The following is a 23159-nucleotide window of genomic DNA, read 5'->3' as shown; positions in this document are numbered from 1 at the left end:
CTAATTTCTTAGATTTATGATAATATACATTGCGTGTTTTACTGCGTTATAATTAATATTGCTTGCAATTCAAGAAAATATTGATGAGCAGAACCGCGCTCAAGTTTGAAAGCCAGAGGATTGACAAGCTGCCACCTGACATTCTCATAAAGGGAACATGGGTGAGCACTGCAATGGCGCTCATCCTTACCCTGCCTTCGCTTGGCCTCTTCATCGGCTTGTACGAGATGGGGATCAACATCGGCATCAGCGCGGGAATCGGCTTTGGCCTGCACTTTGCACTGCTCGCATTCTCCAGAAGGATCTCCAAGGCGATATCCTCGCTCTTTGAAGATTAAGATTAGTAGTAGAAGGGTAATGATTTTTATAAAGTATCAAGAGAACTGAGTGCTGCTTGAATACCAACAAGGTTAGCATGCCAAACAAGATTTTCGGCACCGTCCTTGCCCACAGCCTTCGGGGCAAGATGCTTTCCAAGACCGAGCTCCAGACTCTGGCAGAATCCAGAGACATTGACGAGCTTGTTACCAGAATGAAAAATACCGTTTACCTTGACGCGCTTGCCAAGCTTACCAAGCCGTATACTGCGGAAAAAGTCGAATCGGCTCTGCGTGAGCACCTTGTGAACCAGCACGCAAAAATAGTCAACATTGCAAACGGCTCTGCGATCCTCAGCGCTTATTTCGTAAAATACATCACTTGGAACCTGAAGATAATCCTAAAGGGCAAGGCGATGGGCAGGACGTACGAGGAGCTGCTGCCAAAGGTCAACCTGAGGGCAGAGGAGCTGGTAGGCCGCAGGGACTTGGTGGTCAAGGCGCTTGTCGCTAAGGATTTTGATGAGGCAGTCAACTCGCTTGCAGGAAGCGAATTTGGAGAAGACGCGCGAAAAGCCGCACAGGCCTACAAGGAAAAGGGCGACGTCAGGGTCTTTGACACTTTTCTAGACCACGCATTCTACAAGTCGCTTGATAGGGCTGTTGTCTTTGAGTCAAAGCTGCAGGACACGAACAAGGTCGCCGGCGTTGACGTCGATTCATACAATGTTCTTGCTGTTCTCCGCGGCAAGTTCTGGGGCCTGAGCGCAAACGAAGTGAACGACCTGATAGTCACTACGGGCAAGGTTTCAAGAGACGTGCTCCAGAGGATGATAAACACCGAAAAGATCCAAGAAGCAATAGGCGAGCTTGCAGGCACTGCGTACAAGGAGCTTATCCCAAGAAGCGCCGCAAACGACATTGACGCCATCATGCAGCTAGAGGTCGCATTTGAAAAAGAGTCACTCAAGCGCATAATGAACTCGTTCCGCACCGTCTTTACGGTCGCAAATCTGCTTGCGTCTATCAAGCTGATGGCTTTTGAAATAAGGAACCTTGCGGCTATTGCTGCAGGCGTCGAGCAAAAGATACCTTCAGACAAGATACTGGCAAGCCTTGTGCGCGTAGAGTAAGTGCATGTATTTGTCTAGAAATAGCGGCTAGCGGCTAGGCTGAGACCTTTTTCTTGCCGTCGTCGTACTTCCAGACCAGATTTGTGTAGAGCATCTGGGGCACCAGCTTCTTGAACTGGACGCCATCGGACTTGTACCACTTGGGGAACCATTCGTACAGGTGCAACCTGATTGTTTGGATGTAGACGATCAGGCCCTCTATCATCATGATGCCAATGTTGCCGCCGATTAGTATGGCAAGCCCTCCTCCGTGCTCGTACGAGTTGATGACCGTTACCAGAAGCGCCGTGTGGACAAGGAGCATAATGCCAAGCCGGGAGTAGCTGATAGTGTTGGCGAGCATTTCGATTGTCCTTACCATGACCGTTTCTACCACGATGCCCACAAGCCCTCCGCCTTCTGGCTCTTTGCCGTGTGCCAGCGCGTGCTTTTGCTCCTTCATGCCGCCCAGTATAGTTATGACAATGCAGGCAATGATGACAGGAGGCATCGCCTTTGCCACCAAGCCCACTGAGACCCAGCTTCCAAATACGAACGTCAGCCATGGCACCGGCGTCTCGTAGTAGTTGTCGCTCAGGAACATTCCAATAATGTCGTACTGGGAGCCAATGGCTGCCAGTATCAGCGAGACCACTGCCAAGTACTGTATGATCGCTGGTACATCGTGGGTGTAGACCATAATCTTGTTGCCCTGCTTCAGGTTGGCCCTCAGCCTGAGGAAGAACGCCATCAGCAGGTGGATAATGCCTACTGCTATGGACACCTCTAGTATCTTGACTACCTCTTCGAATGTCAGCTCTGACACGCTCAGCAGGCCTACAACTGGCAGCGCGTGGGCCAGAGGCTCTAGGAATGAGATATGATCAAAGTGGAACCCAAACATCTCTCCCGTGCCAAGGCCGCCGACTGTAGCTGCCAGGCCGCTTGCGGCAATGAGTGTTCCCCACACCTTGAGCCTGCCGTTGCCCCTGTAGCGGAACAGCATACCCAGGCCAAAGAGCAAGAGGCCGTGGCCAAAGTCTGCAAACATCAGCCCGTAGAATATCGGCCAGACAAATGCAATTATCGGCGTCGGGTCGACTTCGCCGTACCTCGGCAGACCTTGAGTCTCAGTAATGACCTGGAAGTTGTGCATGTATTTCTTGTTGGTCAGGAGCGACGGTAGAGGTTCTGAGCTGTGTTCGCCCTCGTGGCTGTTTACTGTCAGGTTGGCATCTTCGATTATCGAAACATAATCAGAGGTGAGCTTTTTGAATCTGTCCTCCATCTCTTGGGGGATATAGCCTTCAATGACTGCAAAGTTCTTGGTGCCGCCCGGCTTCCTTGTAATTTCCAAGACGTCCTTGGCGACTCTCGCAGCCTCCTGCAGAGACAGCAACTGCGTCAGGATCGACTGCTTGACCTTTTCGACCTCCTTGTCCATCTGCTCTGCCTTGGCTTCAAGCTCCTTGACCTTTGCCTTTGCAATCGCGTACGCTTCGCTCGGGTTCTGGGGCATGTCTGCCGGGATCTGCAGCGGGTTGACGCCAAAGCTCCTGAGCACCTTAAGCACCCGCTCCGAGTCCTCTGCAGAGCCAATGATGACAAGCGACGTCTTGTTCTCGTTCAGCTTGGTGGAAAAGATGGCAAGGTCGTCAAGGCTTTTTCTGATCTCTGCCTCGTCCTTGGCGTCAATGACAAAAAGGTTGGCAAAAAAGTTGACAAGCTTGCCAAACGCGGCAAGGTTCAGGCTCAGGTTTGCGGCATTTGACACTAGAGCCTCTAGGTTGCTGTACTCTTCGAGCTCCCTCTGCACCCTGTTGCGCTCTTCGAGCACCTTTCTTGGACCTTCCAGCAACTTGGCGCTCTTTTCTTCAAGGTCGGCGATGAAGCCCTGTATGTTTTCGGCGGCATAATCGTGCTTGCCCTTTGGAGCGCCCTTGAACATGGTCGCAAGCACGCCTGTCTCCGGCGGTATGCCGAGTGCCTTGACCACTTCGTCAATGTCTTGGTACAGCCTTTGCGCCTTTGTCAAAAGGTCGTCGTAATACGGGTTAATGTGTTCAGAAGCAGTATTCTGGATCGGGTGGAACCACTCCAGCGCAGCCAGCCTGCTCACGGCCTCCTGTGTCTCCATCCTTGGCAGGACGATGGTGGCCTTCATAAGTTTGGCTAGCCCCATAATCAGTGGTTGTGTGAACCCTATCTCTTTAAAATCCTTTCTTCAGATGTAATGTGATTTTTTGAAGCAAAAGGAAAAAGTGGTTGTTGCCAAAAAAGTGGCAGAGAAGATCTTTCTTGGTTACTGGCCCAAGATGATGAACATCATGACTATGCCATAGATGGCGATTGACTCGACCATACCTACGATAATAAAGACGCTTGACTGCATCTTGGGGTTTTCGCTGATTGCTGCCAGACCTGCAGCACCCACAAAGCCAAGGCCAAAGCCTGCTCCAAGCGCTGCCAGACCGAACGCCATGCCTGCTGCAATAAACTTGAATGAATCAGGTGTAGCCGCCGCGCCTTCGCCGCCTTCCTGCGCAAACGCGGCTTCTGTTGTCATAAAGCCTGCAAATGCAACTGCTGCGAGAACCGTTAAAAGACTTGCTACCTTTCGTTGCATATATCTATCAAAGTTCCGACATTCTAAGCCCTATTTAATAGTAACTACACGGAGGGAAGTGATAAATAATACAAAAAAGGAAAATGAGTTAGGCCTTTGACATCGCCTTGCGCTTGCTGGCGGCGATGCTCTCCTTGATCTCTTGGGCCATTGAATCGCGCTCGGCCTTGAGCTGGGCCTTGGCCTTTACAAAATAGTCCGAAATCGCGTCTGATGTCATGTAGCTGATCCTGTAGCCTCCGCTTCTGCCACCTTCTTCTTATCAAGCACTACTTTAACCTTCTTGAGCCTGACGAATTCTTCGCGCTCGCGCTCTTCAAGCGTGGCCTTGATGAATGCCATGGCGTCCTGGTACTGCGGGATAATGACGTATTCCAGCGCGTTGATCAGCTTTTGCGTGCGCTCAAGCTCTTTTGCAAGGCTGAATATCGCGTTTTCATATTCCGCCGCCTTGCAGATGCCTGGCAGCATGTTCTTGATTAGTTTGGCCGCCTTGTCTACGGACGCGTTGGTCTCGACAAAGCCATAGGAAAGCGCTTGGCCGCCTTCTTTTGTTTTGACTTGGAGCGTCGGTATCTTGACGTCGACGATGCGCCTTACGTTCACATCGACTTCCATGACAGAAGGCGTCGAGTCGGATATCGATTCAAGGGTGGAGGTGCCAAGGCTCATGTACGCCTGGTACACGGAGGAATAGATCTCCCCAAGCGGCGTCCAGATGTCTTCTCTGGCCTTGTTTGCCTCGTCGATCATTTCGTCTATCTTTTTGAGCAACACTTCGCGCTTGTCGTCGAGGATCTTGTGCACCATCTTGGCAACCTGCATCGAGCGCCTTATCTTGATAAGCTCGATCTTTGTTGCTGTGACCCTTCTTCCAAACGACATTGCTTTTTCCCTACTTGTTGCTGCCCTTGTAGTATTGCTTCACGTGCTTTTCCTTGATCTTGGTCAGCTCGCCTTCTGGAAGGCTTGACAGCACGTCCCACGCCCTGCCGAGCGTCTCATCAAGCGCCCTGTTCTCATCTGGCGCCTGCTTTAGGAAGTGCTGCTCGAACATGTCGCCAGCGTCAAGGTATTTCAGGTCGACGCCTGTAAGCCCTGCCCTGCCGACGATTTCTGCAAGCGCCCTGACTTCCTGTGCCCTTGAATAAGCGTCGTAGAGCTGGTTGCCGACTTCCATGTGGTCTGATCTGGTCTTACCTTCGCCCACTCCGTCCTTCATGAGCCTTGACAGCGACATGAGCACATTGACCGGCGGGTAGATGCCCTTTCTGAACAGGTCGCGCCCAAGCACGATCTGGCCTTCGGTGATGTAGCCTGTCAGGTCTGGAATTGGATGAGTGATGTCGTCTGCCGGCATCGAAAGAATTGGCACCTGGGTCACGCTGCCGTTCTTGCCCTTTATCCTGCCTGCGCGCTCGTAGTTGTTTGCAAGGTCGGTGTAGAGGTAACCCGGATAGCCCTTTCTGCCCGGCACTTCTTCCCTCGCCGCGCTGATTTCACGGAGCGCTTCGGCATAGTTAGTCATATCGGTCAGTATAGCAAGCACATGCATTCCAAGGTCAAACGCCAAGTATTCTGCTACTGTCAGAGCCACTCTGGGTGTGATGATCCTCTCGATCGCCGGATCGTCTGCAAGGTTGAGGAACAGCACCGAGCGCCTCAGCGCACCAGACTCTTCAAGGCTGCGCTTGAAATACTGTGCTTCAGAGTACTGCACGCCAATTGCTGCAAACACCACCGCAAAGTCTTCCTTTGTCCCGACTACCGTCGCCTGTCTGGCTATCTGCGCCGCCAAGATGTTGTGTGGCATGCCAGAGCCGGAAAAGATCGGCAGCTTTTGTCCCCTTACAAGGGTCAGCATGCCGTCGATTACTGATACGCCTGTCTGGATGAACGATGTCGGGTATTCGCGCCTTTCCGGGTTCATGGGCTCGCCGTTGACATCGAGGAACTTGTCAGCGATCGGGTCTGGCAGGCCGTCGTTTGGCCTTCCAAGCCCATCAAACACTCTGCCCAAGAGCTCCTGCGAAACTGGCATCTCCATCGTCTTGCCCAAGAACTTGGCCTTTGTTCCAGTGATTGTAAGGCCGGTGGTGCCTTCAAACACCTGCACAATGGCCTTGCCAAAGCCTACTTCGAGGACCTTGCCGAGCCTGCGCTCGCCGTCTGCTGTCTCGATCTCGACCAGCTCGTCAAACGATGCCTTTGTGATGCCGTCGATTACCATCAGCGGGCCCTTGATCTCGGCGACCTTTGTGTATTCTACTCCAGCCGCTGTTTCAGGCAACTACCTTCGCCTCCTCTGCTGCCACTGCTGCCGCGCCACCTACAGCCTTTCTGAACTGGTCGTCTATCTGCTTGTCCAAGTCGTCCAGCTTGCTCAACTGCTCTTCTGGTATCTCGAACTTGGCCTTCAGGAGAGCCGGGATTATCGGCATCGCCCTAATGTCTGCAAGCGGGGTGCCTGCCTTGAGCGCCTTTTGCGCTTCCCTATAGAACTTGACCATCAACTTTACAAGCTTGACCTGCTTTTGCGGGCTGCAGTATGTGTCCACCTTGTCAAAAGAGTTCTGCTGCAGAATGCCTATCTTGACCATCCTTGCCACTTCGAGCACCAGCTTTTCCTCGTCTGGCAGCGCCTCAGGGCCGAGCAGCCTGACGATCTCTTTCAGCGTATCCTCTCTTTGCAAAACGTGATACGATTCAGCCCTCAGGTCGTACCATTCGCCAGTGACGTTCTCCTTCCACCACTTGCTCACGTCTTCGAGGTATCCAGAATATGACTGCATCCAGTTGATGGACGGGTAGTGTCTTGAATATGCAAGCCTGGTGTCAAGCGCCCAGAAGGTCTTGATGAACCTGATAGTGTGTGTTGTGACTGGCTCGGTAAAGTCAGCGCCTGACGGCGACACTGCGCCTACCAGCGTGACAGAACCGGCCCTGTTTGGCGAGCCAAGTGCCTTTACCCTGCCTGCGCGCTCGTAAAACTCCGCAAGCCTTGACGCAAGGTATGACGGGTAGCCCTCTTCTGCCGGCATCTCTTCAAGACGGCCAGACATTTCGCGCAGCGCCTCTGCCCACCTGCTGGTCGAGTCGGCTACGAGCACTACGTCATAGCCCATGTCGCGGTAGTATTCTGCCATGGTGACGCCTGTGTAGATGGACGCTTCTCTTGCAGCTACTGGCATGTTGCTCGTGTTAGCCACAAGCACAGTTCTTTCCATCAGCGGCCTGCCAGAGCGCGGGTCGATAAGGTGTGGGAACTCGACAAGCACCTCGGTCATCTCGTTGCCGCGTTCGCCGCAGCCAATGTATACTACCACTTTGCTGTCTGCCCACTTGGCAATCTGGTGCAGCGTGACCGTCTTGCCTGTGCCAAAGCCTCCGGGGATCGCTCCTGTTCCTCCCTTTGCAATCGGGAAGTAGGTGTCGATCACGCGCTGGCCGGTTACAAGTGGGACTGTCGGGTCGTAGCGCTCAGCGTAGGGCCTCGGCTTGCGCACGGGCCACTTGTGATACATCTTTAATGACACTTTTTCGCCGCCCTTTTCTGTAGTGGCAATCACATGCTCGATGTCATAGTCGCCCTCGCCTGCAATGTCTACCAGCTTGCCGCTTGGAGAGTTTGGCGGGACAAGGATGCTGTGCGTCAGCAGCGGGGTCTCTTCCACCGTGCCAAGGATCGATCCGGGGCCAACTTGGTCGCCCTTTTTAGCGACCGGCTTGAACTTGTACTTCTTTTTCATGTCCACCGGGGTCGTGACCACGCCCCTTCCAATGAAGGCGCCGGACTTTGCAGCGATCTCATCCAGCGGGCGCTGGATCCCGTCGTAGATCCTGCCAATGATTCCGGGACCCAGAAGGACCGATAACGGCTGGCCGGTGCCAACCACAGGTTCGCCTGGCTTTAACCCAGACGTCGACTCGTATACCTGAATAAATGCAACGTCGCCAGTCAGCCTGATGACTTCGCCGATGAGCTTTGATTCGCCCACCTCAACCGTTTCATACATCTTTGCTGCAGACATGCCGTCTGCCTTGACTGCCGGGCCACTAACCCAGACGATTCTCCCTTTTGCTACTGCTACCATTTTACGCCTCTTCTCCTCCTCTCAGCATCTGGGCTATGTTTTTCCTTATTAAAGGTTTGAGTCTTTCAATTCGAGAATCAAGAGTGTTGTCAAATGTCATGGTGCCGTCGGCGGACTTGACCCTGATGCCTCCCAGCACGTCGATGTGCTGTTCGGACACCCTCGCCTGCACCTTCGAGTTCTTTTGCTGCAGGTCGGCCACTATCTTTCTGACCAGCTCGGCGTCGTTTTTGTTGCATTCAATTACTACCCCACCAGAGCCTACTGACGAGACGCTCTCTTCAATTATGTTGCTCATGAGGGCCCTGTAGCTGTCCTTGCCGCCAGAGGCCGCAAGCTTTTTCCTTGCCTCTTCAAACGCGTTGTTGACGGCGTTTTCAATTGTGACGAGTTCTTGGTTGCGGGCGGCAAGCCTTGCCGACCCAATTATCTGGCGCTTCAGGTTCTCGGCTTGTTTTTTTGCCGACCCAATTATCCTAGTGCGCTCAGCCTCCAGCTTGCCACGGGAAGCTTCAAGGTTGTTTAGCGATTCTTGGTAAGCAGAGTCTATTTTTGAAACCAGTTCCGCTTCTTTCTGCGATAAAACCTTGCTGATCGTGCGCTCTAAAGCAGAATTTGAGCTCATATTTGATCGAATTCGTCCTTCTCACCCGATTTTAACCTTTTGACGCGGTCTCTCTAAGTTGTTGCACTGGTCCTGCCAAGTAGTAGTAGCTTGCTGTCCACGCTTTTTGCAAGTGCCCTTATGCGCCTCAGGTGCCCGCCCTCCCAGTAGACCTTATTACAGACAGTGCACTGGTAAAACTCCCTGTGCATCTTGGCCACCTTATCTGGCAGGCCATTTTTCACCTGCTCTGGCTTTTTCTCCTCCAGCAGCCCGTTGCACACCGAGCACCGGGAGCCTATGCCGTCCAGATCCACCGAAGTAATGCCATTCTTTGAAAGGATGTGCACCAGATCTTCTAGATCGCTTGCGCCGCTGACAAGCACGCCCCGCGCTCCTGCCTTGACCACCCGCTTGAACAGCTCCTTGTCTGCAGTCAGGATTACTCTGCCCTGCTCGATGCCCATCTTCAGGATTTCGTCGTCGTGCGCGTGCGCAATATAGAGCGTGTCAAAGCCGAAAATGCGAAGCTTGCGGGCGACGCTTCCAAGCATCGCGTCTGCAAGAAAGCTAGGCGCCTTCAGCGCCACCGGACGATTCGCCTCTGCACACTTCGCAGATGAACGTGCCCTCGTCGTACTGCAAGAGGTCCGACCACTCGCCGCACTCATCGCAGTATCCTGATACGTTGCCAGCATGCCGGGTGATGCCAAGCTCGCCCCTGATTATTGCTGCTTTCTCGGAGACTACGTCGACAAGGTCGGGCGTCACTGCTATTACGTCTGAAGAAGAAATGATGCCAACAAGCCTATTCTTGTAGACTACGCCGAGGCGTTTGATGTTATGCTTCCTCAGCTGGCGCGCGGCCTCGGTGATGCTCTCCTCGCTCTCTATGGTGTGGATCTTTTGCATCACATCCTTTGCCTTTATCTGGCTTGGCCTAGCATCCTTGACAAGTCCATTTGAAACAATGTCCCAGTCAGTCACGATGCCGACAGGCTTGTCCTTTTCAATAATTACGATGCTTCCGATCTTTTCCTCCTTCATCTTTTTTGCAATGTCGCGGATCGTGTCATCTGGCGAAGCGGAAACCACGGGGCTGTTCATGATGTCCCTGACAAGCACGCGGGTGGTCATGTTTGCGTCGGCATGTTCTCTAACTGGCTTTTTTACCACGAAAAGTAATCACATTTCTGGCTTTAATTACTTATCTTCTGCCTGACCGGCCTTGTTTAAAAAGGTCATTATCAGAGCCAACTTTCTACACAAAATGCATTTTAGTTTAATCTATGCATGCTATTCTAGTACAAGGGAGCAAAATATGTCATCATCCGTGAGCCACAAAATGAGCCTAGGAAAAACACTAAAACGTAATTTTGACATGCTGATAATACTTACAGCTGTAGCAATAATCCCATTTGCTGGAGCAGTTGAGGACTATTATGTTTCTGTCTATACCTCAGTAGCAAGCGGAGCAGGACTCATAGTATATTTTGCTGCTCTTGGCATGGTCATAATTGGACTCGTTCTTAGGATTTATAGAAGTGTGTCTGGCGGATTATAGTTCGACCTTCTAAACAAAAGAGGCTTTTTAAATAAAGCCTGCCTGACCACGTGCTGTAAACGATATCCTTGACTGGCCAGTCGGAAGCGCCCTTACAAAGTCGTCAAGGCTGATGCGCTTTATTGTTTCTGCTGCTTCTTCACTGTTGTCGCCGGCTGCTGCTATTTTTACAAATTCTGATTTTGCTTTTTTTGCCGCAGTCATTGGGTCCATGCCGCCCTGCAGGAGCACGGCGTAAAAGATCGCCCTGCTTTTTATCGCCTCTTCCGGCCCGCAGACAAGCGTCTCTCTGCCGTTGAGCTGCACAATGCCGATTGCAAGCCTTATCTCTACCCCCTTGAGGTAGTTCCGCTTGCCCTCTATTACAAACGAACCCTTTGGCAGGAACTGACCTGTCGGTGCCCCCTTTTTCACCTGCTCTGGCATTACCCAGTACGCATCGGCGCTAGAGAGCCCGTCCTTCCACGCCCTGCTGAACGAGACAGTAGCCTTTGCCACCTGCAGCAATGACGGATCGATTCTGCCCTCCTTCGCCGGCGCTGCCGCATTTTTGACGATGAAAAAAGGCGAGCCGTGCACTTCGGCGTGGAACACAATGTCGTCCTCTGTCAGGTGCTTGCGTATCAGCGCCGAGTTCGACGAAGCGTCGCGCCCGCCAATCGCCAAGAGCCCGTCAGTGGTGATAAACCATCTGTAGCGCTCGTACCATTCTTTGGCAGTCTGCTCTTTTACAACGACTTTTTTGTGAATGGCAGCAGTCTGGCTGCGCAGCTTTTCGATCTGGGCGAGCAATTTTGCCCGAGCCCCTTCTATCGACGCGCTGCCCCGCTCCATCTCTTTTGCCCTTGCAAAAAGCATTGAGCTTGCCTTAGCAAGATTCGCCTGCATCTCTACCTGCTCGCCTGCCACTTCGATGTACTTGACTCCCTTTTCCTTCACTATCGATGCCGAGTTGGCCGCCAGCACGTCGTGGACCTTGCCGTCGTCAGGGTTCTGGTAGGAAAGCGCCATGAGCTCATTGGCAAGCTTGCGTATCGCGGCCGACTTTTGCATCACCGCTTCCTTGGCCTTGTTCTGCTCGTCAAGGTCGTGCTCAAGGATCGCTATTTGCCTGTCAAGCTCGACCGTCTTGCTGCTGCGCCCGATGTCCAGAATCTCAGCACTTAGCACTTCGTCGACCGCCTCCATGTACGACGCGGCAGCCTTTTTCGTGCTGATTTTTCCAGCAGCCTCTTCTGTCATTATCGGCAGCGCTTCTACTGGCTTGTTATCGCCCTCCTGCATGATTATGATGGGCTGGTGGTTCCTGCCCGCGCTGACGTCATTTACCAGATTCTTGATTATGGAATAGATTTTCTCGACTTCTTCGTCAGACAGGCGCGCTGCTTGCTTGTATGGTTCAATGCCTGCACGCTTGGCGACCTCCTCGACGAATTTCTTTGGCATAGAGATGCTGCGCCCGATCCACCGAAGCACGTCGAGGCTCTTTGCCTCATTTCTCAATGAAAGCATCTGGTCAAGCGTGACTTCAAAAACATCGACTCCTCTAGCCGGCGGGTAGGCGTATCGCAGCCCGACGTTGAGGGTCCTGTGCCTAACTTGGATCGGGTTTAGGATCGCGATTATCTGCATGCCCTCGTCGCATATCACTAGGTTGCCCTCGCCAAAGAACTCACAGACGGCGACCCTCACCTTTCCGTCAGGGTGCCTGAATTTCATCGAGACAATGCGCTCGCTTCCGGCCTGCTCTATCGACTCTAATTTTGCGCGCTCTAGCTCTCTCTGCGCGGCGCCCTCGAGGCTGTTCTCCTCTACCGGCTTGAATTTCAGTTTCGTGATCCACACGCCCCTTGTGGACAGGACGAGCATGATGTCCTCCTGCGTCGGGTGGTGGAGCTTGAGAAGCAGGGAGCTCTTTGTTATGGCATTGACGCCGCTTACATAATACCCTGAGGTGACCCTGCTCCCGATCTCGTTGACAAGGTACCGCAGCTCGATGCCGGACAGCTCCATACGTCTTAGGGAAGCGGCATACCACAAATATTAAACAATTGGGTTCTGTCAAGTCTTCGGTAGTTTAGCATTTTGAAAAGAGCTGTCAAAAAGTAGGTTGCTAATCTATCTATCTGTTAACTATTGTAACTTCAGACATAACAACTGTTGAGTATATCAGTGGATTGTCCAAACCACTCAAGACATATGCGCGAAGCTGATAGGTATCCGCTTTCAGAGGAGTCCAAGATATTCCTATGCCCACCACAGAACCATTGGAAGCTATTTGCCCAGTCTGCCAGCCTAGCATCTCTGTTATCCCATTTGAATATTTGACCTCTATGATTGTTGCATATTCCATGTCATCGTCCACATAACTCTGAGCAGTCGTGGCTACGACTAGCTAGTCTCCGGGAGCAATTGGTCTGACAGGTGAGAATAATCTGTCCTGATTACTGGCTGGGATGCCTCCATCATTACTACACTGTAGGCAAAGGCTGAAGGCAGCAGATAGAATAGAAGAGGCACAATAATAATCGCCAATACAAGAAGCCACACACAATATCGAGCCAACTATATGCGAGTCATTCAAGATGATAATTACATGAATTTATGCTATATGGAAGCATTCTGAATCATGGTAACCGACTTACTTATTTTCGCCTTCTATCTTTACCCCTGTTGCTTCTAATGGTGTCTGATCGTTCACAACCCCTCATGCGGCCTTATGTCACTATAGTACGCGCGATTGATAATACCTTGTTCCCGGTTCACAATTGTAGCATTTTTCGTGTGAGAAATGCGACATGCTGCCGCATTTTTTGGCATACTCTACTGGAAACGTACACGCTCCTTTATTCCCAACAACAACTACCGGCCAGCCCAGCATGACTGCACATATAGCCGCAAGGCATTTTACCAGCTATAATTTAATCAAAAAAGGCAACAATTTGGATATATTTGAAAAGGTTTATTACATGCGCGCTCTGGTGGGAGTAGCTGCTGGCATTGTCGCAGGTTTTCTGATCCCATTTGACACTTCCAATTCTCCTGTTGATCAAGGCGTAGCTGTCGGCATGACCTTTGGAATCGCGGTGGTGTTCTACTTTATCTCCCTTGGAATCGGAAGGGGCATCGCCAAGAACGTGCCAAAGGACAAGCGCAGAAAAGTCGCCATGGAGGGCATCGTCCCATTCATTTTCCTGCTGCTGACGTTCATGATCATAGTCTACACGGCGCTTCACCAGTCGATTCTAACATAAATAGAAATATCGGCGCCAGCTCACATAAGCAGCAACAAATTGCTGTGGGACTATCGCACGCCGGGCATCCCTGACGAACTTTTCGAGCGAACAGAAGAGGTGCCCATAACAAAGGAAGACATCCGCGCGATAGCCCTAAGCAAGCTGCGGCTCAGGGAAGGCCATTCTGCGATAGATATCGGCTGCGGCAGCGGAAGCATCACCGTAGAGCTGTGCCTCCAGACAAAGGGCGGCAGCGTATACGCCATCGACTTTGACCAAAAGGCAGTCGAGTTGACCAAGAAGAACCTGAGAAAGTTCGGGGCAAATGCAGAGGTCATCCTTGGCAAGGCCCAAGACGTCCTGCCAAAGCTGCCGCAGGTTGATGCGGTGATGGTCGGCGGCACATGGGGCGACACCAGGCAGGTGATCGAGCTTGCAGCCAGCAAGCTGAAAAAGGGCGGCAGGATCGTGATCGACACGATACTCGTAGAAACGATGTACCAGGCGCTTGCTGCGGTAAATGAGCTAAAGCTGGCCGAGGTCGACATTACCCAGATAACAATTTCAAAGGCCCGCAAGGTGACGACTGGGACCATGATGCTTGCGAGGAACCCTGTGATGATGATATCGGCGACTAGAGCCTAGATATTGCAACATCAAGATATTCTCTGTCGATCTCAAAGCCAACAAACGGGATTCCAAGGCGCACTGCCGCAACCGCGGTCGATCCGATGCCGGTGAACGGGTCGACTACCATCTTGGCGCCGCCGTGCACCTTTATGCACATCTCTGGCAGCTTGACTGGGAATGTGGCCGGGTGCGGCCGCTCGCTCTTGCTCTGTATCGTTTCATAGGGGATGAACCACGTGTTGCCCCTGTCGCGCCTGTCCTCCTTGGCAGTCTTCCACCGCCCGATGTTTGTCTTGTCCTGGTATGGTATCCCGACTGCTAGCTTGTCAAGATGGGCGTCGCCGGCCTTTGTAAAGTGGAAGATGTATTCGTGGCAGTCGTTTAGGAACCTGTCGCTTACTATGGGCTTGAAGTGGCCTACCGCGATGTCGCCGGCGATGTTTGGGTAATTGCCGACGTCGGCCTTGCTTATCGCTATCGACTTTATCCAGTGGATGACGTTCTGCAGTACAAAGTGCTTCCTCAGGACAGAGGCGACGTCCCACGCTATCCACTGGTCCTTTGGCTTGTTGCCTATGTTTAGAAAGAACGAGCCGTCGTCTGCAAGTGCCTGCTTGACCGCGACGCCCACCTCCTCCATCCACGCCAGATACTTTTCGCGCGGCAGCGCGTCGTTGTAAGAGCCATAGCCGATCCCGATGTTGTAAGGAGGCGACGTGACAACCACGTCAACAGATTTTTCGCCGACGTTTTCCTTCAGGCCACTGATACAGTCCTTCAGGTAAAAGGTGGCCGAGCAGCCATTCTTTTGCACAACCCCGTAAGGCGCGTCCTCTTGATTCTGCAATGGATCAACAAAAACATGCAGCAGCCTAGCATTTATCCTTTGCATTTTCTTCACGTAGGAAGAACGTGAAGAATCTATTGTTGCCATTAAAAGCGAGTCTGCTCAATATAGCTAGCACATACACACATGTTGCCTGCAACAATGGAGTGCCTTCACCAATGCAGAAGGTGCGGCATCATCTATGGCTGCAATAATAACAAGAAAAGATGCAGCCAGCCCTTTGGAAGTGGCTACTGTGGAGTGTGCTCGTCGCCAGCGGCGACAACAGTGAATTTTATGACAATCATCAACTAACAACTAGCGGGCTATGGCAAAGTCAAGCTCTACCCCGCGCTTTTTGTCATAGTTGAAGGTAAAGCTCTCTTTTTCTGCAAGCGGTATCCGAGAGATCGCGGCATCGCACTGGGGGCATGCTACAATGTCATGCCTTCTGGTGGTAATCGCCGAAGCCGTCCAAAAACAAAAATCACATATAAGAAATTCACGTGTAAGTTTTAAAGAATAATCGACATTTTGAATCTCCAGTACAGATGCCATTATCACATTGAAAGTGATCCTTGATATTAAAAGAGTCTGGAGTGTTGTACTAATGCTATTGCTCGTTTTAATGTTCTAGAGCTTTATTCTTGGAGACAAGCTTGGCACTTACCGCGGCTCCTAGGATCCCCATTGCGGCCGCAGGCGCAACCATAAGTGGCATGACTGTTCCCATTATTTCGAAATATGTTATTGCAATGAGGCTTGGCCATATGGTAGTTCGCCCCAGCGCCTCGCCATATGTGTACGTTATCAGCGGGTAGTACAGGGTAAAGAATGCAAGCCCTACTATGGCGCCGGCGGCATACAGTGAGATTTTTGATCTGGAAAATGACAGCACCGCGTCGGCCGCTATAAACGGTATTATGTTGGTGGCCGCATAGAACAGAAGCGTTTGCACCAGCGCATCATTTGGCACTATTGATGTTAGCATGCCAGTCACGATGAAGGCCGCGCCGACAGCCGTCATCACGCCAAAGCGCCTGCCTGCAAGGGCCGACGAGCTGCACGCCAGCACCGATATTACGGCTGGAAAGCCAAGTGTGGCAACAGCCACCCCGAGAGTCGGGTGCGGATTAAAGTTAAAGTAATCGGTCTTTGAGAAAGGAAGCGAAAACATATCCACTATGCCAGAGACTGCAAGCCACACCGGCAACACGCCGATTATGATGAGCAAGGGAGGCAGCCTGGATTCCTTGAAAGCCATGCTGCCGTAGTAGACCATGCCTGCAAGGGAGCCAATGCTGCTTGCCACCATCCCGCTTACAAGTACAAAGTGGGGTGGGCTGAGGAGCCCATCAAGCCCAAACGCCGAATGCCACGCAAAGTCAACCGGCCCGGCAACCACCAGTATTATGACGCCGGCCACGACCAACTTGATCGGCCTGATGATCATCGCGCCGGCACGCCTTGAAGTTAGGAACAATATTATGGCACCAACCACCGCCGCGCCCGCTCCAGAGTAGAGCACTGCATGCGGAGGCGCAAAAAAGGTTTCAGGCTTGTTCAGCAGGTGGTTGCTGATGTCCCAGCTGCCGCCGCCTGCCGCCAGCAAAACGCCGAGGCTCACAAGCACATAGCTGGCGAGAAATCTGGAGCTAGAGCCAATGATGCTCTGAGCAGGGCTCTGTTTGAAATAGTTCATTCACTACTTTTTCGTTTCGCACATTCGATAATTAAGGCTTTGTAGTCACTACCTGCACCTGATACACATCCACAAACTCCTTCTGGTAGTCACTGACGCCCTCTTGCGGCCAGTGCGCCCTGTTCCAGCTATGAGGAAACGCAATAGACTTGACAAATATCACAAATGTGCCCTCTGTCTCGGGCCTTACCTGCAGGTCGATATTGTATGTGCCGCCACCTGCCCACGGCCTGCTAGAAGCTTCGATCGACGGGTATTGTGCATTCACCATCCTTTCACCGCTATACTCTGAGCCGACCTCTGTTCCAATGCTAATCCGCAGGGGTGTCTGGGCAAAGTTGTGCCTGAGAACCTCTATGCTGTCAGACCTTGTGAGGTTTGGAAAGCCCACTGACACAATCTGCATGTCTGCCTCTTCACCCCTGTTTGTGCCAGCCACAGAAATGGTAAATGTCTCTCCAAGTTCAACCTCGGACGCGGACAGATTTACGTTCGTGATAACTGCCTCTGGTCTCCTCGGTTCTATCAGATAGAGCTGGGGAAAGACATAGAGCGAAAGCGAAAAGTACAGCGCAAGCGACGCTGCGGCCACGCCTGCCAGAACTATCGCCCTAGACGATAACAACTATCACAGGGTTACGCCTTTGACCTTTTATTCCTTGGCACAATGCGAAAATACTACCTCTTCCCCATTTTATACGTGCTAAAGGCGTCGTATGTCCTGGCGGCCGCCGTGGCGGTCGCGACGCTCGTGCCGATCACGCTTGCGCTTGCACGCATAGGGCCGGAGATAGAGATAGGAGGACAGCAGACGCTCGGGGTCTATGACAACGCGGAGAGCAGGATCGAGGATGCAAGAGGGGACGCCGAAGCAGTCTACCAGCAGATCGGGACGGAGGAGATCCCAGAGGTCAAGGACTACCACGACATTCTGGGTGCCAGCGTGGTAAAGCGCGACGAGGCTTTCTTTTTCACCATCGACCTTGCAGGCAATCCCAACAACAACACCGACTTTGAAACACTCTACCGATGGCACATCATAACAACGAGCCCGATAACAAACAGGGAACAGCAGTACACGATCATGTTCCCAAACTTTGCCCGGGGTAATTCTACCACTGACGGATGGTATTTTGCGGTGTATGACGAGACCGTCAACACGTTCATCGTCCGGCCAACAAGGATCACGGAAATGCCAGAGGACAGAGTCGAGTTCCCGGTGGAGGACTTTTACATAGGGGCCCCTACCCGGTTCATCTACTGGGTGGACGTGTCGGTGAGGCTCAACGGCACACTTGGCCAGCCGGACTATCTAATGGACTATGCGCCGTGAGATCAAGATCAGCTTGGAGATTCTGCCACAGTAACCTGTTTTTCCAGCATAAAGCTCTCACCTGACACCTCGTCAGTCACGACATAAGTAATCAGATAGTCGCCTACTGGGAATGGGCTTGCCTGAGTAAGCGTCAGCTCCAAGAACAGTTCCATGTTGGACCTGTGGGAAACTATGCTTCCAACTGGTATGTCTTCTATCACCTGAAGCTCGGTGCCATTTCCGCTGGCTATCACATAATCCGCGGTCATGTTCATCAGGTAAAGCGTGTTGCCCTCTTCATCGATCACCTGCTCATGGTCAAATCCGACCGGTTCGACGTACAGCACCATCGTCTCACCGGGTCTGAATACATTCCCGTGCTCCTGATATACGCCATAGCCGGCGGCGGAGAACTCCTCAACAAACGTGCTGAATGCGGCGTCGAACTCTGTTTGGTTCCATGCTGCCAGGTACTGCTCTTTTGCCTCGTCTAGCGTCATGCTCGACGCCGTGTTGTTGTCGGTCAACGTCCCTGTACTTGGCATCTGGTTCTGCGCCAACGCAGCTCCAGAAACTGCAGCAGCTATGGCGGCAAAAACGATTATCATGGTACGGCTGAAAAATTCACGATACATGGCAGAAGGAAGAGGTGTGCTTGGCTCTTAATTGGTTCGGCGGCATCTACGCGAAAAAGCTTCATAGAAGGGGTGTAAAAGGCGCCTAGCGATCCTGCATCAACGACCTGTTACAGCCCATGCCGTTAAAGTCGCGTTTTTATCCGATGCAGTTTTGTCCGCCAAGCGCCAAGGTCAAGCCACGACTTTCGGCACTACCATCACTATATAATGATAGCAATTGCATAAAAACATTCTCATTTTATGATATTTTAGATATCAGACCCAATCAATGTTATTTTAGTTGTTATGTGACCTAGTTTCATAGATTTCTTACAATAAGCATGATTGTTTTTTGGTCGGCACATGCCGCACAAGGTTTACGGAATCAGCGGCGAGAAAGCCCCTGCCATTCATGGCGAGGATGAATCGCCATTATATTTTTTAGGTGCTGCTGATGCTGATGCTGATGATGATAACAAGCCTTATCCATCCAGCGAGAGAGGCTGCTGCGATGGTGAACCTGAAAGCGGGGCTTCCCAGGGGATCAACGCCGTGCAGCGCCGAGTCAACCGGTCGCCAACAGCAATACAGCGACAGAGCGAGTGAAGAAAAAGGTGAGAAGAATCTCTACCGAGGTACAGGCACACTGTCTGCATCAGGGGCTGCAGCTGACACAGCCCAGGACCTCCGTGATGGTAGTAGACAGGAACCGTGTGATCAGGCAGGAACCCCACACCCTTCAGGGTTGAGAGGATGTCAGGGGCCCTTCAGTTCACTTCTTGGAAACTTCCATAAGTGCTGAAATAATTGAATTGAAGGAAGCCGTCGTTTGCAACAATAGTTTTTGTCGACGACAGATCCATTATGAGGGTTTCAAAGGCTTCCGGGAGCTCGATTATTGCGCGGTGGATCTTGCCTGAAATGCTATTTTCGCCCGGCGCGGCTCCTGAACGGTGTCTGCCGAGCTGCCGTAAACTGCAAAAGGGCCGCCACTTGCGCCGCCAGTGATTATCTTTGACAACGCTTCAAACTGATCATCGCTTGCGCGCTCGTCGATATAGTATGAAATCTTGCCGTGACCTTCATGTATTGGACCGGGCCACGAACCTATCCATGCCATGTTTAGCCTTGCAAATTCGATGCTGCCATAGTTGCCCTTTATGATGTGAATCCTAATGACCGAGTCGCAGTTGCCATGTGTCGGTCTAGCATTGAACTGGCATGGGCAGCCCCAGTCGCAGTTGCAGCTATCGAGATAGTAGGCACGCATCTGCCACTTTGTCTTTTTCATATGCTTCACAACATTGCATCGCTATTTCTGCTTTTTTCAAAATCGCATATTTTTTAATGCCGGTCTTTTCTTGTACAGCTAGTGCTCAATTCAATAATATCGAGGCAGCTTGCCAGCTCTGGCTGCGGCAAGTTGCTGTCAGGCGATGGGATAACCACGCCGGACTTGACCATCAAGGGCATGCCGGGCATAATTGCATCATTTGCCAAGCTAGTGCCCATCTTGAAGGAAAAGCCCGGCGACCTTGCGCAGTGGAACACGCATGCCCGGTCGCTATTGGAAGAAACGTCTGAAGCTTACGTAAAGGCAAAAGCAAACGCCAAGCTGCAGGTTGCAAGCCACAAAGAAGCTTTCGAGTTTTTTGGCGTGCCAGAAGACAGGATAGATGCTGCGCTCAGGGCTTTTTACGGCCAATAGTCAAAGCATAAATGGGCAAATTTTTGCGTAATAGCCGTGGTCATAGCCGTCGCGCTGGTAGAGCCCCAGTACCACGTCAACGTGGGCCACGTTGCCAGGCTGATGGAGAATTTCGGCCTCAAGAGACTCTATTTTATCAAGCCGCATTTTGACAGGGTGGAGGCGCTGAAATATTCAACGCACGGCAAGGACGTGCTTGAAACTGCAAAAACTGCGACCCTCAAGCAATTGAGGAAAAAGTTTGACATCCTCATTGGGACGACTGCAATCCCGGCGACGAGCAGGCTGAATGTCCTGCGGGAGGCGACAGGTGCCGAGCAGATAGCCAAGATAATCCACAGCGGGGACGGCAAGAACTTTTGCATCGTGCTTGGCAGAGAGTCGTCAGGGCTCAACAACGAAGAGCTTGCCATGTGCGACCTTGTAGTCATAATCGACACAAAGACAAAGTACAGGACCATGAACATAGCTCACGCGCTTGCGATAATGCTCTACGAAATTTCAAAATTAAAGCCGGAACTGCCTGTGAAAAAGAGCAAGAAAAAGATCGACCTAGCATCGCAGCAGGACATCGACCTCTTGCTGCATTATGTCGGCAAGGTGGCAGACGCCGGCAACTATGACGCGCACAAAAAGCCGCTGCTAGAAGCGGCGGTCAAAAAGATGCTTGCAAAGAGCGTGCCCACGACAAAGGACGTGATGCTTATGGTGTCGCTTTTGAGGCGGAGTCTGCTTGCTATTGAAAGGAGGAAAAGACGTGCAGAGCATGCTTGATATAATCAGCGCCGCCGTTGCAAGGCATGCAAGGACTGCAAAAAATGAAATGCGCCTCATGCGGCGTCATGTTCATGTCTGAAAACGGCTCAAAGAAATGCCCGTCGTGCTCTTCGCATGGAAGCGGCCACGGCATGGGCGGCTGTGGCTGTGGTCACAGTCACTAAAAGATAATGAGGATGCACAACTGACCCGCCCAATGCACGTCATTACGGGCCAGCGCATCTCTCCTTTTTTCTTGTATTTTGTTTCCTCGTTGCTTACATACCTCAGCAGCACGAATGAAAGCCGGCACATGCATCACTCACAGCTTTTTCGAGATCGCGCGGTTGCAACTAACCGGCAAGCGATGCCATCCCATGACGGCGGCTGCCAGTTCGCGCTTTCTTCGGTTAGACAGTTTTATCGTTATCCTCTGCGTTTGCGTTGCTTCCTGCGACACCTGCGTACGTCAATCCTGCGCTTGTCGGCTCTGGTTTGTCTTTCATTACTGCCTGTAGGTGCCTGTTGCGCCTCGCCTTCGTTTTGCGCAACATCAACTAGAACGAACATTTGAAAAATGGCAGGGTCAACATTTTGGATGTCACGTGTCAGCTTACAACAAAATTGGTAAGGTTTATGACGCAATGGATCGAGAAAGGTTGCATGGAGCACTACAAGCTGGCGCCGAACTTGAAGATCTGCAGGATTCTCAACGGCATGTGGCAGGCCGCCGGAGCCCACGGGCGTATCAACCCGCAGGCAGCGCTGGAAGAGATGGCCAGATACCACCGTGCCGGCTTTACCACGTGGGACCTTGCGGACATTTATGGGCCGGCAGAGGACTTTATCGGCGATTTTATGCGCAGTCTGCCACAGCAGGAGCAGGAAAACGTCCAGGCGCTGACAAAGTGGGTGCCAGAGCCGCAAAGGATTACCCGGCAGATGGCCCAGTCAAGCATTGAAAGGTCGCTCCGCCGTATGAATATGACATCCCTTGATCTGGTGCAGTTCCACTGGTGGGACTACAACAACCCGTACTACATGGATGCTCTGAAGTACCTGTCGGACCTCCATGATGAGGGCAAGATCAGGAACGTCGGCCTTACCAACTTTGACACCGAGCGCATGCAGATAATGAAGGACGCTGGGCTAAAATTGGTGTCAAATCAGGTGCAGTATTCTATAGTTGACCGCAGGCCGGAGGTAAAGATGGCGCAGTTTTGCCGCGACAATAATGCCAGCCTGCTTGCGTACGGCACGATCTGCGGCGGCCTGATGTCCGAGCGCTACCTTGGCAAGCCTGAACCATATGATCTCGACACTGCCAGCCTGAAAAAGTACAAGCGCATGATAGACGCATGGGGCGGCTGGCAATTGTTTCAGGAATTGCTGTCGACCCTCCACGCCATAGCGCAAAAGCACGGCGTAAGCATTGCAAACGTGGCGACGCGCTATATCCTTGACAAGCCAGCTGTGGCAGGCGTGATAATTGGTGCCCGGCTTGGGATAGCGAACCACAGGGATGACAACGCACGCGTATTCAACTTTCGGATGGACAAGGATGACAACAGTAGCATTGAAGATGTATGCAAAAAATCAAACGATCTGTTTGAGATGATCGGCGACTGCGGCGACGAATATAGATAAGAAAAAAGTCAGTGACTTATGCGTCACTGGGTTAGAGATCTTGCTGCTGCGTCAATCGTGTACGTGACAGTGAACGGCTCTGAGCTCCTCTTGTGGAACACAAGCCCACTTCCAGCGAACTCAAATGTCCCTGACGCGGTCGGAACGTCTCCAAGCACATAATTGTTGTCGACAATCCCGGTCAGGTGCGAATAAGTTATTGTCGTGCCATTGATGACAGCAGTAGGCGGCGCTCCATGTTCGGCATCAGGCGTTTGATCGGGGTTGTAGACATGCAGCACTTCAACTTCGATAGGCTTGCTTGCGGTAAACGTGACCCGCCCGGTGTATATCTTGCCGTCGTCCCTTAGCGGCAGCGCAAAAACCACCGCATGAGGCAGGTTGCCGGTATGCGCCACGGGAGCT

The 23159-nt window shown here is 52.0% G+C and carries 30 protein-coding genes; 12 read left to right on the top strand and 18 right to left on the bottom strand.

What is annotated here, in order from left to right; genetic code table 11:
- Window positions 1-83: 83 nt before the first annotated feature.
- On the top strand, window positions 84-338 hold the full coding sequence (locus NGAR_RS15005) for a hypothetical protein (RefSeq protein WP_015020645.1): 255 nt from the start codon (window positions 84-86) through the stop codon (window positions 336-338).
- Between the two features lie 56 nt (window positions 339-394).
- On the top strand, window positions 395-1450 hold the full coding sequence (locus tag NGAR_RS15000; RefSeq protein ID WP_148681570.1) for a V0D/AC39 family V-type ATPase subunit: 1056 nt from the start codon (window positions 395-397) through the stop codon (window positions 1448-1450).
- Between the two features lie 34 nt (window positions 1451-1484).
- Here the strand turns inward: NGAR_RS15000 and NGAR_RS14995 are convergent, their stop codons facing one another.
- The 9 genes from NGAR_RS14995 to NGAR_RS14960 form a co-directional block, all read right to left on the bottom strand.
- Entirely contained in the window at window positions 1485-3611 is a 2127-nt protein-coding gene (locus NGAR_RS14995) for a V-type ATP synthase subunit I (RefSeq protein WP_015020643.1), read from the bottom strand.
- A gap of 120 nt (window positions 3612-3731) precedes the next feature.
- Entirely contained in the window at window positions 3732-3995 is a 264-nt protein-coding gene (locus NGAR_RS14990; protein WP_015020642.1) for an ATP synthase subunit C, read from the bottom strand.
- Window positions 3996-4143: 148 nt separating this feature from the next.
- Window positions 4144-4275 (bottom strand): hypothetical protein, encoded by a 132-nt coding sequence (locus NGAR_RS18985; RefSeq protein WP_266190308.1) that lies wholly within the window; start codon window positions 4273-4275, stop codon window positions 4144-4146.
- Complete coding sequence (locus NGAR_RS14985) at window positions 4272-4940, bottom strand: V-type ATP synthase subunit D (RefSeq protein WP_015020641.1); 669 nt, start codon at window positions 4938-4940, stop codon at window positions 4272-4274. Before NGAR_RS14985 ends, NGAR_RS18985 begins: the two co-directional genes overlap by 4 nt.
- A 10-nt stretch (window positions 4941-4950) precedes the next feature.
- Window positions 4951-6345, bottom strand: coding sequence for a V-type ATP synthase subunit B (locus NGAR_RS14980; protein WP_015020640.1), 1395 nt, complete (start codon window positions 6343-6345; stop codon window positions 4951-4953).
- Window positions 6338-8149: a V-type ATP synthase subunit A gene (locus tag NGAR_RS14975; protein WP_015020639.1), complete on the bottom strand. Its 1812-nt coding sequence runs from the start codon at window positions 8147-8149 to the stop codon at window positions 6338-6340. Before NGAR_RS14975 ends, NGAR_RS14980 begins: the two co-directional genes overlap by 8 nt.
- Window position 8150: 1 nt before the next feature.
- Window positions 8151-8774 carry a V-type ATP synthase subunit E gene (locus tag NGAR_RS14970; RefSeq protein ID WP_015020638.1) on the bottom strand — a complete coding sequence of 208 codons (624 nt, stop codon included), beginning with the start codon at window positions 8772-8774 and terminating at the stop codon, window positions 8151-8153.
- A 53-nt stretch (window positions 8775-8827) separates the two neighbouring features.
- The gene (locus NGAR_RS14965; RefSeq protein WP_015020637.1) at window positions 8828-9343 is read right to left on the bottom strand and encodes a Mut7-C RNAse domain-containing protein; all 516 of its coding nucleotides are present in this window, start codon (window positions 9341-9343) and stop codon (window positions 8828-8830) included.
- On the bottom strand, window positions 9324-9929 hold the full coding sequence (locus tag NGAR_RS14960) for a CBS domain-containing protein (RefSeq protein WP_015020636.1): 606 nt from the start codon (window positions 9927-9929) through the stop codon (window positions 9324-9326). The genes NGAR_RS14965 and NGAR_RS14960 overlap by 20 nt, the downstream gene beginning before the upstream one ends.
- 145 nt (window positions 9930-10074) lie before the next feature.
- Between NGAR_RS14960 and NGAR_RS14955 the strand changes: the two genes are divergently transcribed.
- Window positions 10075-10317, top strand: a complete 243-nt coding sequence (locus NGAR_RS14955; RefSeq protein ID WP_148681568.1) for a hypothetical protein — start codon at window positions 10075-10077, stop codon at window positions 10315-10317.
- Window positions 10318-10344: 27 nt separating this feature from the next.
- Here the strand turns inward: NGAR_RS14955 and rqcH are convergent, their stop codons facing one another.
- Window positions 10345-12330 carry a ribosome rescue protein RqcH gene (gene rqcH / locus NGAR_RS14950; RefSeq protein ID WP_015020634.1) on the bottom strand — a complete coding sequence of 662 codons (1986 nt, stop codon included), beginning with the start codon at window positions 12328-12330 and terminating at the stop codon, window positions 10345-10347.
- A gap of 109 nt (window positions 12331-12439) precedes the next feature.
- Window positions 12440-12670: a hypothetical protein gene (locus tag NGAR_RS14945; RefSeq protein WP_148681567.1), complete on the bottom strand. Its 231-nt coding sequence runs from the start codon at window positions 12668-12670 to the stop codon at window positions 12440-12442.
- Window positions 12671-13130: 460 nt separating this feature from the next.
- On the opposite strand from NGAR_RS14945, the gene NGAR_RS14940 reads away from it, so the two are divergent.
- Together NGAR_RS14940 and cbiT are read left to right on the top strand one after the other, a co-directional pair.
- Entirely contained in the window at window positions 13131-13571 is a 441-nt protein-coding gene (locus NGAR_RS14940) for a hypothetical protein (RefSeq protein ID WP_228369211.1), read from the top strand.
- A 42-nt stretch (window positions 13572-13613) separates the two neighbouring features.
- Window positions 13614-14198, top strand: a complete 585-nt coding sequence (cbiT, locus tag NGAR_RS14935; protein ID WP_148681881.1) for a precorrin-6Y C5,15-methyltransferase (decarboxylating) subunit CbiT — start codon at window positions 13614-13616, stop codon at window positions 14196-14198.
- Here cbiT and NGAR_RS14930 read toward each other — a convergent pair.
- The gene (locus tag NGAR_RS14930) at window positions 14188-15117 is read right to left on the bottom strand and encodes a DNA-methyltransferase (RefSeq protein WP_015020630.1); all 930 of its coding nucleotides are present in this window, start codon (window positions 15115-15117) and stop codon (window positions 14188-14190) included. The genes cbiT and NGAR_RS14930 overlap by 11 nt on opposite strands.
- Window positions 15118-15156: 39 nt before the next feature.
- Between NGAR_RS14930 and NGAR_RS17970 the strand changes: the two genes are divergently transcribed.
- Window positions 15157-15324, top strand: a complete 168-nt coding sequence (locus tag NGAR_RS17970) for a hypothetical protein (RefSeq protein ID WP_228369210.1) — start codon at window positions 15157-15159, stop codon at window positions 15322-15324.
- Window positions 15325-15327: 3 nt separating this feature from the next.
- On the opposite strand, the gene NGAR_RS14925 is transcribed toward NGAR_RS17970, so the two are convergent.
- From NGAR_RS14925 to NGAR_RS14915, 3 genes are all read right to left on the bottom strand, one after another.
- Window positions 15328-15567 carry a hypothetical protein gene (locus NGAR_RS14925; protein WP_015020629.1) on the bottom strand — a complete coding sequence of 80 codons (240 nt, stop codon included), beginning with the start codon at window positions 15565-15567 and terminating at the stop codon, window positions 15328-15330.
- 67 nt (window positions 15568-15634) lie between these two features.
- On the bottom strand, window positions 15635-16711 hold the full coding sequence (locus NGAR_RS14920; protein WP_015020628.1) for a hypothetical protein: 1077 nt from the start codon (window positions 16709-16711) through the stop codon (window positions 15635-15637).
- Between the two features lie 31 nt (window positions 16712-16742).
- On the bottom strand, window positions 16743-17336 hold the full coding sequence (locus tag NGAR_RS14915; protein WP_148681565.1) for a hypothetical protein: 594 nt from the start codon (window positions 17334-17336) through the stop codon (window positions 16743-16745).
- A gap of 75 nt (window positions 17337-17411) precedes the next feature.
- Here NGAR_RS14915 and NGAR_RS14910 point away from each other — a divergent pair, with 75 nt between their 5' ends.
- A complete protein-coding gene (locus NGAR_RS14910; protein ID WP_148681564.1) occupies window positions 17412-18044 on the top strand; it encodes a hypothetical protein in 633 nt (210 codons plus the stop codon).
- An 8-nt stretch (window positions 18045-18052) separates the two neighbouring features.
- Here NGAR_RS14910 and NGAR_RS14905 read toward each other — a convergent pair whose 3' ends face one another.
- Entirely contained in the window at window positions 18053-18661 is a 609-nt protein-coding gene (locus tag NGAR_RS14905; protein ID WP_148681563.1) for a hypothetical protein, read from the bottom strand.
- Between the two features lie 345 nt (window positions 18662-19006).
- Between NGAR_RS14905 and NGAR_RS14900 the strand changes: the two genes are divergently transcribed.
- Window positions 19007-19249 (top strand): hypothetical protein, encoded by a 243-nt coding sequence (locus tag NGAR_RS14900; protein ID WP_015020624.1) that lies wholly within the window; start codon window positions 19007-19009, stop codon window positions 19247-19249.
- A gap of 289 nt (window positions 19250-19538) precedes the next feature.
- Here NGAR_RS14900 and NGAR_RS14895 read toward each other — a convergent pair whose 3' ends face one another.
- Window positions 19539-19934, bottom strand: a complete 396-nt coding sequence (locus NGAR_RS14895) for a DUF1326 domain-containing protein (RefSeq protein WP_015020623.1) — start codon at window positions 19932-19934, stop codon at window positions 19539-19541.
- Window positions 19935-20015: 81 nt separating this feature from the next.
- Between NGAR_RS14895 and NGAR_RS14890 the strand changes: the two genes are divergently transcribed.
- The 4 genes from NGAR_RS14890 (at window position 20016) to NGAR_RS14880 (ending at window position 22754) form a co-directional block, all read left to right on the top strand.
- Window positions 20016-20351: a hypothetical protein gene (locus NGAR_RS14890; protein WP_015020622.1), complete on the top strand. Its 336-nt coding sequence runs from the start codon at window positions 20016-20018 to the stop codon at window positions 20349-20351.
- A 36-nt stretch (window positions 20352-20387) separates the two neighbouring features.
- On the top strand, window positions 20388-21125 hold the full coding sequence (locus NGAR_RS14885; protein WP_015020621.1) for an RNA methyltransferase: 738 nt from the start codon (window positions 20388-20390) through the stop codon (window positions 21123-21125).
- Window positions 21126-21151: 26 nt separating this feature from the next.
- Window positions 21152-21292, top strand: a complete 141-nt coding sequence (locus tag NGAR_RS17965; protein ID WP_187147746.1) for a hypothetical protein — start codon at window positions 21152-21154, stop codon at window positions 21290-21292.
- Window positions 21293-21677: 385 nt separating this feature from the next.
- The gene (locus NGAR_RS14880; RefSeq protein WP_015020620.1) at window positions 21678-22754 is read left to right on the top strand and encodes an aldo/keto reductase; all 1077 of its coding nucleotides are present in this window, start codon (window positions 21678-21680) and stop codon (window positions 22752-22754) included.
- Window positions 22755-22777: 23 nt separating this feature from the next.
- Here NGAR_RS14880 and NGAR_RS14875 read toward each other — a convergent pair whose 3' ends face one another.
- Window positions 22778-23152: a hypothetical protein gene (locus NGAR_RS14875; protein WP_015020619.1), complete on the bottom strand. Its 375-nt coding sequence runs from the start codon at window positions 23150-23152 to the stop codon at window positions 22778-22780.
- Window positions 23153-23159: the final 7 nt, after the last annotated feature.

This window comes from Candidatus Nitrososphaera gargensis Ga9.2 (assembly GCF_000303155.1).
Classification (GTDB): domain Archaea; phylum Thermoproteota; class Nitrososphaeria; order Nitrososphaerales; family Nitrososphaeraceae; genus Nitrososphaera; species Nitrososphaera gargensis.
This window is presented reverse-complemented; position numbering and strand designations above follow the sequence as displayed.

Bases quoted from the DNA above. Each gene is read 5' to 3' on its own strand.
- NGAR_RS14920 (WP_015020628.1), bottom strand. From the start codon at position 16,711: ATGAACTATTTCAAACAGAGCCCTGCTCAGAGCATCATTGGCTCTAGC.
- NGAR_RS14900 (WP_015020624.1), top strand. From the start codon at position 19,007: ATGCCGCACAAGGTTTACGGAATCAGCGGCGAGAAAGCCCCTGCCATT.
- NGAR_RS14905 (WP_148681563.1), bottom strand. From the start codon at position 18,661: ATGTATCGTGAATTTTTCAGCCGTACCATGATAATCGTTTTTGCCGCC.
- NGAR_RS14990 (WP_015020642.1), bottom strand. From the start codon at position 3,995: ATGACAACAGAAGCCGCGTTTGCGCAGGAAGGCGGCGAAGGCGCGGCG.
- NGAR_RS14925 (WP_015020629.1), bottom strand. From the start codon at position 15,567: ATGGCATCTGTACTGGAGATTCAAAATGTCGATTATTCTTTAAAACTT.
- NGAR_RS14895 (WP_015020623.1), bottom strand. From the start codon at position 19,934: ATGAAAAAGACAAAGTGGCAGATGCGTGCCTACTATCTCGATAGCTGC.
- NGAR_RS14995 (WP_015020643.1), bottom strand. From the start codon at position 3,611: ATGGGGCTAGCCAAACTTATGAAGGCCACCATCGTCCTGCCAAGGATG.
- NGAR_RS14930 (WP_015020630.1), bottom strand. From the start codon at position 15,117: ATGGCAACAATAGATTCTTCACGTTCTTCCTACGTGAAGAAAATGCAA.
- NGAR_RS14970 (WP_015020638.1), bottom strand. From the start codon at position 8,774: ATGAGCTCAAATTCTGCTTTAGAGCGCACGATCAGCAAGGTTTTATCG.
- rqcH (WP_015020634.1), bottom strand. From the start codon at position 12,330: ATGGAGCTGTCCGGCATCGAGCTGCGGTACCTTGTCAACGAGATCGGG.
- NGAR_RS17965 (WP_187147746.1), top strand. From the start codon at position 21,152: ATGCAAGGACTGCAAAAAATGAAATGCGCCTCATGCGGCGTCATGTTC.
- NGAR_RS15005 (WP_015020645.1), top strand. From the start codon at position 84: ATGAGCAGAACCGCGCTCAAGTTTGAAAGCCAGAGGATTGACAAGCTG.
- NGAR_RS14945 (WP_148681567.1), bottom strand. From the start codon at position 12,670: ATGGAATATGCAACAATCATAGAGGTCAAATATTCAAATGGGATAACA.
- NGAR_RS14985 (WP_015020641.1), bottom strand. From the start codon at position 4,940: ATGTCGTTTGGAAGAAGGGTCACAGCAACAAAGATCGAGCTTATCAAG.
- NGAR_RS14975 (WP_015020639.1), bottom strand. From the start codon at position 8,149: ATGGTAGCAGTAGCAAAAGGGAGAATCGTCTGGGTTAGTGGCCCGGCA.
- NGAR_RS14955 (WP_148681568.1), top strand. From the start codon at position 10,075: ATGTCATCATCCGTGAGCCACAAAATGAGCCTAGGAAAAACACTAAAA.
- NGAR_RS18985 (WP_266190308.1), bottom strand. From the start codon at position 4,275: ATGACATCAGACGCGATTTCGGACTATTTTGTAAAGGCCAAGGCCCAG.
- NGAR_RS17970 (WP_228369210.1), top strand. From the start codon at position 15,157: ATGTTGCCTGCAACAATGGAGTGCCTTCACCAATGCAGAAGGTGCGGC.